Annotated in this window: 7 protein-coding genes and 1 pseudogene; 1 reads left to right on the top strand and 7 read right to left on the bottom strand. The window is 35.0% G+C overall.

Annotated elements, in window-relative coordinates; genetic code table 11:
- A pseudogene (locus BLV37_RS15180) lies at positions 1 to 220 on the top strand (IS110 family RNA-guided transposase); the annotation flags it as partial.
- Positions 221 to 355: 135 nt separating this feature from the next.
- Here the strand turns inward: BLV37_RS15180 and BLV37_RS09725 are convergent.
- The 7 genes from BLV37_RS09725 to lysA all read right to left on the bottom strand — a co-directional run bounded on the left by BLV37_RS09725 (position 356) and on the right by lysA (position 8,556).
- On the bottom strand, positions 356 to 1,273 hold the full coding sequence (locus BLV37_RS09725; protein ID WP_091730646.1) for a S66 peptidase family protein: 918 nt from the start codon (positions 1,271 to 1,273) through the stop codon (positions 356 to 358).
- On the bottom strand, positions 1,270 to 2,223 hold the full coding sequence (locus tag BLV37_RS09720) for an oligopeptide/dipeptide ABC transporter ATP-binding protein (protein WP_091730644.1): 954 nt from the start codon (positions 2,221 to 2,223) through the stop codon (positions 1,270 to 1,272). Before BLV37_RS09720 ends, BLV37_RS09725 begins: the two co-directional genes overlap by 4 nt.
- Positions 2,216 to 3,265 (bottom strand): ABC transporter ATP-binding protein, encoded by a 1,050-nt coding sequence (locus BLV37_RS09715; protein ID WP_091730641.1) that lies wholly within the window; start codon positions 3,263 to 3,265, stop codon positions 2,216 to 2,218. The genes BLV37_RS09720 and BLV37_RS09715 overlap by 8 nt, the downstream gene beginning before the upstream one ends.
- Before the next feature lie 10 nt (positions 3,266 to 3,275).
- Positions 3,276 to 4,244: an ABC transporter permease gene (locus BLV37_RS09710; RefSeq protein ID WP_091730639.1), complete on the bottom strand. Its 969-nt coding sequence runs from the start codon at positions 4,242 to 4,244 to the stop codon at positions 3,276 to 3,278.
- Positions 4,244 to 5,188 (bottom strand): ABC transporter permease, encoded by a 945-nt coding sequence (locus BLV37_RS09705; RefSeq protein ID WP_091730636.1) that lies wholly within the window; start codon positions 5,186 to 5,188, stop codon positions 4,244 to 4,246. The genes BLV37_RS09710 and BLV37_RS09705 overlap by 1 nt, the downstream gene beginning before the upstream one ends.
- A 92-nt stretch (positions 5,189 to 5,280) precedes the next feature.
- Positions 5,281 to 7,164, bottom strand: coding sequence for a peptide ABC transporter substrate-binding protein (locus tag BLV37_RS09700; protein ID WP_091730632.1), 1,884 nt, complete (start codon positions 7,162 to 7,164; stop codon positions 5,281 to 5,283).
- A gap of 12 nt (positions 7,165 to 7,176) precedes the next feature.
- A complete protein-coding gene (lysA, locus tag BLV37_RS09695) occupies positions 7,177 to 8,556 on the bottom strand; it encodes a diaminopimelate decarboxylase (RefSeq protein WP_425287123.1) in 1,380 nt (459 codons plus the stop codon).
- Positions 8,557 to 8,581: the final 25 nt, after the last annotated feature.

The raw sequence follows: 8,581 nt of genomic DNA, 5'->3' as shown, positions 1-8,581 counted from the left end.
AAACAAATATCTTAGATACTACCTGATTGAGGCTGCTAACAGTGTTCGAAACCATATACCAGAGTATAAACAATTTTATTACAAGAAGTACGGTGAAGTAACTACCCACCAACATAAAAGAGCACTCGCACTTACATCTCGTAAATTAGTACGACTGATTTTTGGATTGCTGACTAAAAATCAAATCTACTCCACCGATAAAGTTGGAGAGATTCAATAAAATATTTTCCCTTCTCAAACCTATTTTTCTCAAAAAAATTATAGGTTCTATTAAGATTACTCTTTTTTAATTGTTTCTTTTATTTTCTTTAAAAATCATCTCTTGACATATTACCAGATTGCTCTTTAAAATGTGCTAATCAATCACATATATACTGGTTTTCTCTCCGTCTATTCTAGCTCTACTGCCTAAGGGTAAAGTTGCAGTAGGTAGGCAATGACCGCATTTAAAATTGTAAATAGTTGGCTTGTTCTCAGGAGCTATTAGCTCTTTAAATATTTCCATTAGGGATAAGCTCTTTTCAGGCTCCTTTGAAGTACAATTTGTCCATGCTCCTAAAATTATTCCTTCCGCATCCTTTAGCTTCCCAGCCTCCTTAAGCTGTAGCAGCATCCTATCTATTCTATAAGGCTCTTCATCGACTTCCTCTATGAATAAAATCTTCCCCTTAGTATCAATTTCGTATTTTGTGCCTATTGATGCTGCAAGTAATGATAAATTGCCTCCAATTAATATTCCCTCACCCTCTCCTTTAACTAGGGTCTTAAGCTCTATACCTTCTGGATTTTTTATAAGTCCTAAGGGATTTTCACTAAAAATATTATCAATATAAGAATCCATGGTATAGCTATCTACGTTATTATATAGCTCTGTTGAAGGCATTGGTGAATGAAAAGTGACCATATTACAGATTTGATTAAATGCTATATGAAGTGAAGTTACATCGCTATAGCCTGCAAAAATCTTTGGATTTGATTTTATCATTTGGAAGTCTAATAAAGAGAGTATTCTAGCTGAACCATATCCACCTCTAATACTAAATACTCCAGATATTGACGGATTTTGAAACATCATATTTATATCTCTAGCTCTTAGTTCATCCTTTCCAGAAAGATAGCCATGGGTAGCATAACAGCTTTCTCCAAGAACTACATTTAAGCCCAGAGCTTCCATGGCCTCTATGGCGGGCTTTATTCTTTCAGGTGGTGTGGGGCTAGAGGTACCTACTAAGCCTATAGTGTCTCCTTTTTTTAACGGCTTTGGTCTTATCATTTTTTATTTCTCTCCAGTATTTTTCTATATTCTACAGCTTCTGCTTCATTAGCTAATACATAGTGGTCCTTCTCTATTTCTATCCATTTGGGTGGATTATTCTCATAATCATGCATGGTAAAGTCGTATGTTTCTAATATTTTTTTCTTTTCTGCCCTAGGGTCTGGTATTGGTATAGCTGATAGCAGGGCACGAGTATAAGGGTGCAAGGGGTTTTCAAAAATCATTTCTGTATCGGCCATTTCAACTATTTTCCCTTTATGAATTACAGCTAATCTATCTGTTATAAAGCGTACTACAGACAAATCATGAGCTATAAATAGATAGGTTAATCCCTTTTCCTTTTGAAGCTGGGATAATAAATTCAAAACCTGTGCCCTAATAGAAACATCTAGTGCAGATATAGGTTCATCAGCTATGATTAGCTCAGGCTCCATTATTAGAGATCTGGCTACTCCTATTCTCTGTCTTTGCCCACCTGAAAACTCATGAGGAAAACGGCTTGCAAATTCCGGCAATAGCCCAACGTCTAACAGCGCTTTCTCTACCTTTGCTTTTCTTTCTTCTTCATTACTGTAGTTTTTTATATTATATAGACCTTCAGATACTATATAATCCACCTTTGCCCTTTCATTTAATGAAGCCATCGGATCTTGGAATATCATCTGAATTTTTCGGGTTATTTCCTTGTCTAGAGCTTTGTCAATCTTACCATTAATCTTAGCCCCTTTGAAAAATATTTCTCCACCAGAAGTTTCATTTAGTCTGATTATGGCTCTTCCTATAGTTGTTTTACCTGAGCCTGATTCTCCTACTAAGCCAAAGATTTCTCCTTTATAGATATGAAAGCTTACGTCATTAACGGCAGCAAATCTATTTTTTTTCTTTTTCCCGAATTCTACCCGTAGGTTTTTTACTTCTAACAATATTTCTTTGTCTTTATTAGGCATCCTTATCTAACCCCCATTGCTGACGAAGTATTTTAATAGATTCTGGTGGCTCTACCTTTGGTGCTCGAGGATCTAATAGCCAGGTCTTTGCCTTATGTGTTGGACTTACTGAGAAATAAGGTGGTTTTTTAATAAAATCTATTTTAAGTGCTCTTTGATTTCGTGGTGCAAAGGCATCACCTATTATTTCATTGAATAGATTGGGAGGCGTTCCCTTTATAGAATATAAGGGCTCTCCTTTAATGCCAAGCTGTGGAAGTGAAGATAGAAGTGCCCAAGTGTATGGATGCTGTCCATTGTAAAACACCTCTTCACTAGTACCGATTTCTACAATATCACCAGCATACATTACAGCTATTCTATCTGCAACATTAGCTACAACGCCTAAGTCATGAGTTATATATATTGTAGTTAGATTGTACTTTTTCTTTAGTTCCTTCAATAATCCAAGTATTTGTGCTTGTATAGTTACATCTAGTGCCGTAGTAGGCTCATCGCAAATAAGTATTCTTGGTTTACAAGCTATTGCAATAGCTATAACTACTCTCTGTCTCATTCCGCCAGAAAATTCATGAGGATATTGATTATATCTTTTTTCTGGATTAGGTATGCCTACATCCTTTAATATCTCAATTACAGCTTTTTTAGCCTCTTCCTTTTTCAAACCTTGATGTAGCTCAACAGCCTCTTGAACTTGCTTTCCTATAGTTTTTAGAGGATTTAATGAGGTCATTGGATCTTGAAATACCATAGCTATGTTTTTGCCTCTTATTTTAATCCAATCATTTTCACGTTTATATTTAGCTAGGTCTTCTCCTTCAAAAATTATTTCACCTGAGTCTACCCAACCGTTTGCATCTAGAAGCCCCATGAAGGTCTTTGTAAATACTGATTTACCTGAGCCTGATTCTCCAACTATAGCAAGGCTTTCTCCTTCATAAACATGAAGAGAAGCTTCTCTTATTGCAGTCAGTATTTTCCCACGAAGTCTAAATTTAACCACTAAATCCTTAACAGATAATATTACTTTTTCTTCCTTCATAGTACACCTCCTAAACATGGTTTCTTGGATCCGCCGAATCTGCAAAAGCATTGCCCATTACATAAAAGGATATTGTAATAACTGAAAGAACTACAGCTGGGAATATTAACTGATAACGTAATGATGGAACCATCATAAGAGCTCTACCTTCATTTATTAGGTTGCCTAAGGATGGAATGCTAACAGGTAATCCAAGTCCAATATAAGTTAGGAAAACTTCATAGCCAATTGCTGCAGGAACAGCCAATGCTATTCTAAGCATAATTACAGAAACTAAATAAGGCAGTAGATTTTTTGTTACTATTCTTCTAGTAGGAGTTCCTAAGCATCTTGAAGCTAAATTGTATTCTCTGTCTCTTATAATAACTATAAGATTACGTACAAAGCGTGCCATACCTAACCATCCAGTCATACACATGGCAAATATCATTGTACTTAGACCAGGCCTCATTATATAAGTTAATAGAATAAGAATAATAGTAGTGGGTATGTTGTTTATAACATTATAAATTTCAGTAATAGGACGGTCTAAGCTTCTAACATATCCCCACATGGCTCCTATTATAATACCTACTACAGCCTCCCAAAGACCTACTAAGATGCCGATTGATAAGGAGGTTCTAGTTCCACTCCATATACGAGCCCACAAATCTTGACCTATTGAATTAGTTCCAAACCAAAATTCAGAATCTGGCTTGTGGTTTCTAAGCTGCATTTTAGTTTTTTCATCAATGTAAATTTTCGTTGGAGATTTTTGATTTGGTAAAAATGGTTGTATAGCTGTAAATATTAGCAGTCCTATAATCAGAAATAGCAAGAATACTGCTACTTTGTTTTGTGTAAAAACCTGCCAGGTAGAGCGCCAGTAGGAATAATTAGAATAGCCTGCACGTTTAGCCGCTTCATCATCATATTCTGCAAACTCAAATAGATTTTGATTAATATTATCTGATAATTTATCTATAGTCTTACTACCCATTATCTAGCGCCCCCCTTTTTTTGTAAATTTATACGTGGATCAAATGCTGCCATAAGTATGTCTCCTAAAAAAAGACCAATTATACCTATAGATGAATAAATAAGTACTAATGCTTGAACTAAGGAATTATCTTGCCTTTGTATGGCATCTACTAAAAGTCCTCCCATACCAGGAATTGAATACAGGGATTCTATATAGATAGATCCTGATATTGTGAATAACAAGGATGTAGGTAAATACTGAGCCATAGGAACAAAAGCATTGCGAAAGACATGCTTTACCATTATTCCTTTATCCTTAAGCCCTTTTGCCCTAGCTAATCTAACATAGTCCTTATTTATTTCATCTACCATGTATCTCCTCATCCACATTGCATAGGATGCAGTACTACCTAAAGACATGGATACTGCTGGTAAAATCCAACTAGTTGGATTGTCAGGCTTGAATAATATTGGTAGTTTTAAAATATCTGTCACATATAATTGTAAAAACAAATAGTAAACCGCTGCTGGAACTGCATTGATAAATACTATATATCCTGTTCCAAGTTTATCCCAAATCCCACTTTTACTTCGAGCCATGGTAATTCCTAAAGGAATACCTGCAATTAATGATATTCCCATAGCTGCTAAGCCAAAATACAAGGAATAGGGAATTTTAGTTTTAAGAATATCAGTAATAGGCACTTTAGGTCTATAAATAATTGATTTACCTAAATCTCCTGCTAATAGTGCTTTATAAAAATTACTTAATTGTACATGTATTGGATCTCTAAGTCCCATACTAGTTAAAATAGCTTCTCTTTGTGCTTCATCTAGCTTTTCATAGCTTTCTGCAAAGTAGCCTTCTTCAGGCATTAATCTCATTAAAAGAAATACTACTGTTATAATAATAAAAAGTGTTATTAGAGATTGAAATAATCTTTTGAGTGAATATTTTAGCATATCACTCCCCCTTTTCGTCTTGTCAAACTGTTATTGCCTGATATTTGTATAAAGCAAGGACTATTTTAATAATAGTCCTTGCTTTGCTTTTTTTATTTGCCAGCTGCCTTTAATGCTTCTGCACGTTCTTTTTCCCATTTTATTAACTCTGCTTCATATTGTTCAGTATTCATTGGTTTTTCCATAACCTTCTGCCCTTTAAATCTTTCAGCAGAAACTCCAAATGGTGAATATGGTGATTCAAATGGATTCAGTCTAGATGCCGAATATCCACCTCCACCTACTGCATATGGAATAACAAAGGCTTGATCAATAAAAAATGCTTCTGCTTCTGCAAACAAAGCATAACGTAATTCTATGTCTAAGACCTCAGCTATAGCAGCATTTACCATGTTCTCATAAGTGTTTTTACCATTAGCTTCCTTGTAGCCTTCAGCTAAATGTGGCCAGTTATATGTGCCTGATGGTGTGAATGGATCTGTATATGTCTCAGGGTCTGCATAATCTGGTCCCCAGTTACACTCTAAGAAAGCATAATTTCCTGAACGTCTTACTTCTTTTAAGAAGCCTGTAGGTGGCTTAGGGTCTATAATTATATCTATATAGTCTGTTCCTAGCAGATTTTCCATTTGCTGCTCTATAACCTGTGCACGATTTGCCCATTCAGTTGAGCCTGTGTTATAAGGCATTAAAACTTTTACTGGGAAGTTAACCTTTCCTTTTAATTCTTCCATAGCCTTATCTCTGTATTCTTTTGCTAAGCTCTCATTAAATGAATCTGTATTTGCAAATTTAGCTAAGCTCCCAAGCTGAGTATAGTCTACTCCATCTAAATCAACAAAATTCTTTGGAGTTATTGTATTTGATATTCTCTTTTCTGGGTCATATGGCTCTGCAGTTAGCATTGCTGCCTTTCTGTCTAATGCATGGAAAAAGGATTTACGGAAATTAAGGTTATTTACTGCTTTCTTCCAGTTCTCTGGTTCATATTCTGCTGGGAATTGTGGGTCAAAGTTAAGTGCATAGAAATAAGTGTAGAAGCCTGTTCTATTTGGACGAATCATATCCTTCTTTTTAGAATCCTTCATCCATTCATCAATAATTGATGAAGGGATACTTGCATAGTCTACTTCTCCCCTTAACAATAATTCAGGTGCTAACGTTGCTGCCTCTTTGTTGTATATAGATATGATTTTTTTGATATGAATATTTTCTTTATCCCAATAATTTTCATTTGCTACAAGAACCCTTCTATTTTGTGGCTCAAATGTTTCCATTATATAAGCTCCATTGTATAGGAAATTAACATTATCTGTACCAAATTTTTCTCCTACCTCAGCTAAATACTGTCCATTGGCTGGGAAGAAGCATACATAGGTAAGCATAGATAGAAAATACGGAGTAGGCTTCTCAAGAGTATACTCTAGAGTATATTTATCAATTGCCTTTACTCCTACTTGTTCAAAATCTGATATTTCTCCATTATAGAATAGCTCTGCATTTTTTATAACTTGATATGCTATATTAGCAGTTTGAGATTCCTTTGTACTGTCTAATATATATTTCATTGCATCTACAAAGTCTTGTGCTACAACCTCTGCATATTCTTTACCGTCATGTGTTACCCATTTAACTCCTTCTCTAAGTTTAAATGTCCACACTAACCCATCATCTGAAACGTTCCAATTCGTAGCTAAGCTAGGCTGTGGTACTCCATATCTGTCATAGTCAATCAAAGTATCTACAAAGTTAGCTGCAAGTCCAAACTCTGCAGTAGTAGCAGTTACTAGATAATTTATTGTTGCTATTTCCCCAGAATAAACTGTAGTATATTCCTGTACTACGGCAGGAGTCTCTACTACTGTTTCGCCGCTTTCTGCTGGCTTTTCAACATTTGTCTGCGTTTCCTGATTTCCCTTTGTACATCCAGCTAATAGCATTAATAATACTAATGTTAAAGCTAAAAATCTTTTCATTCTTCCCCCTCCTTATTTTTTAACAGCAAGTCCTTCCGGTATCATTTCCTTTGATATTAAATCTTCATAGGTTTCTCTTTTTACAATTACACATTCTTCTTTTTCTCTTAAAAGCACTACAGCTGGTTTAGGTAGTTTATTGTAATTACTTGACATAGAGTAATTGTATGCACCTGTACTCAATACTCCTAATATATCACCCCTTTCAATTTTGGGAACTAATTGATCCCAAATGAGTATGTCACCTGTTTCACAGCACTTTCCTGCTATAGTTACCACCCTATCAGGCTTTAAATTGCATTTATTAGCAACAATTGCTTCATATTTTGCATTATATAATGCTGGCCTTGGATTATCAGGTAGGCCTCCATCAACACTTACATATGTTCTCACATTTGGTATTTCTTTAACTGCACCTACTGAATAAAGAGTAATGCCCGCTTCCCCTACTATCCACCTGCCAGGCTCTATAATTACTGTTGGAATATCTATATTAAGCTCTCTGCAATATGATGATACTTTTTCCATTATTGCATCTGTATAATATGTAATGTCTTTTACTGTATCGGTTTTATTATAATATATTCCAAAACCTCCTCCAGTATTAAGCTCTTTTACAACAAAGCCTAATTCATTTTTTAACCATTTAAAAAGATTTAAGACTATTTCAATAGCCAAGGTATAAGAGTCCTTATCAAAAAGGTTTGAACCTATGTGAAAATGAAAGCCCATAAGCTCAATATTTTTAGATTTAATTGCTTTTATAACAGCTTCATCTATACTGCCTTCTAGCAATGGAATACCAAACTTTGAATCTTTTTGGCCTGTCGATATGTATTTGTGAGTTTTTCCTTCTACTCCCGGAGACACTCGAATTAAAATTTTCACCTTCTTTTTCATCTCATTAGCTAGGTCATCAATTATTTCTATTTCGTCAAAGTTATCAACCACAATTCTTCCTACCTCATTCGAGATAGCCATTTGAAGTTCTTCATATGATTTGTTGTTACCGTGGAAAAAGACTTTGTCCATAGGAAAATCAGCCTTTAAAGCAGTGTATAGCTCTCCTCCCGAGACAACATCTAAGCCTAGTCCTTCACTTTCGATTATTTTACACATGCTCAATGTTAAAAAAGCCTTACTTGCATATGCTACCTTTGTATTGGGGTACCTATTTAGAAAATCCAATTTTATTTTTCTGCATTTTTCTCTTATTATATTTTCTGAAAGTACATAAAGCGGCGTACCATACTTTTTGGCTAACTCTACAGCATCGTAGTCGGCAAATATTAGATTAGAACCTATACAGTCTAATTTTTCCATCCTTACAGCCCCTTTTAAGCTTATTAGTCTTAAAATATATAATGTTGCAACTGTTATGCCAACTATCATTCATTAAACTATGTTTATGTCAAGA

Source organism: Proteiniborus ethanoligenes, from assembly GCF_900107485.1.
GTDB lineage: Bacteria > Bacillota > Clostridia > Tissierellales > Proteiniboraceae > Proteiniborus > Proteiniborus ethanoligenes.
This window is presented reverse-complemented; position numbering and strand designations above follow the sequence as displayed.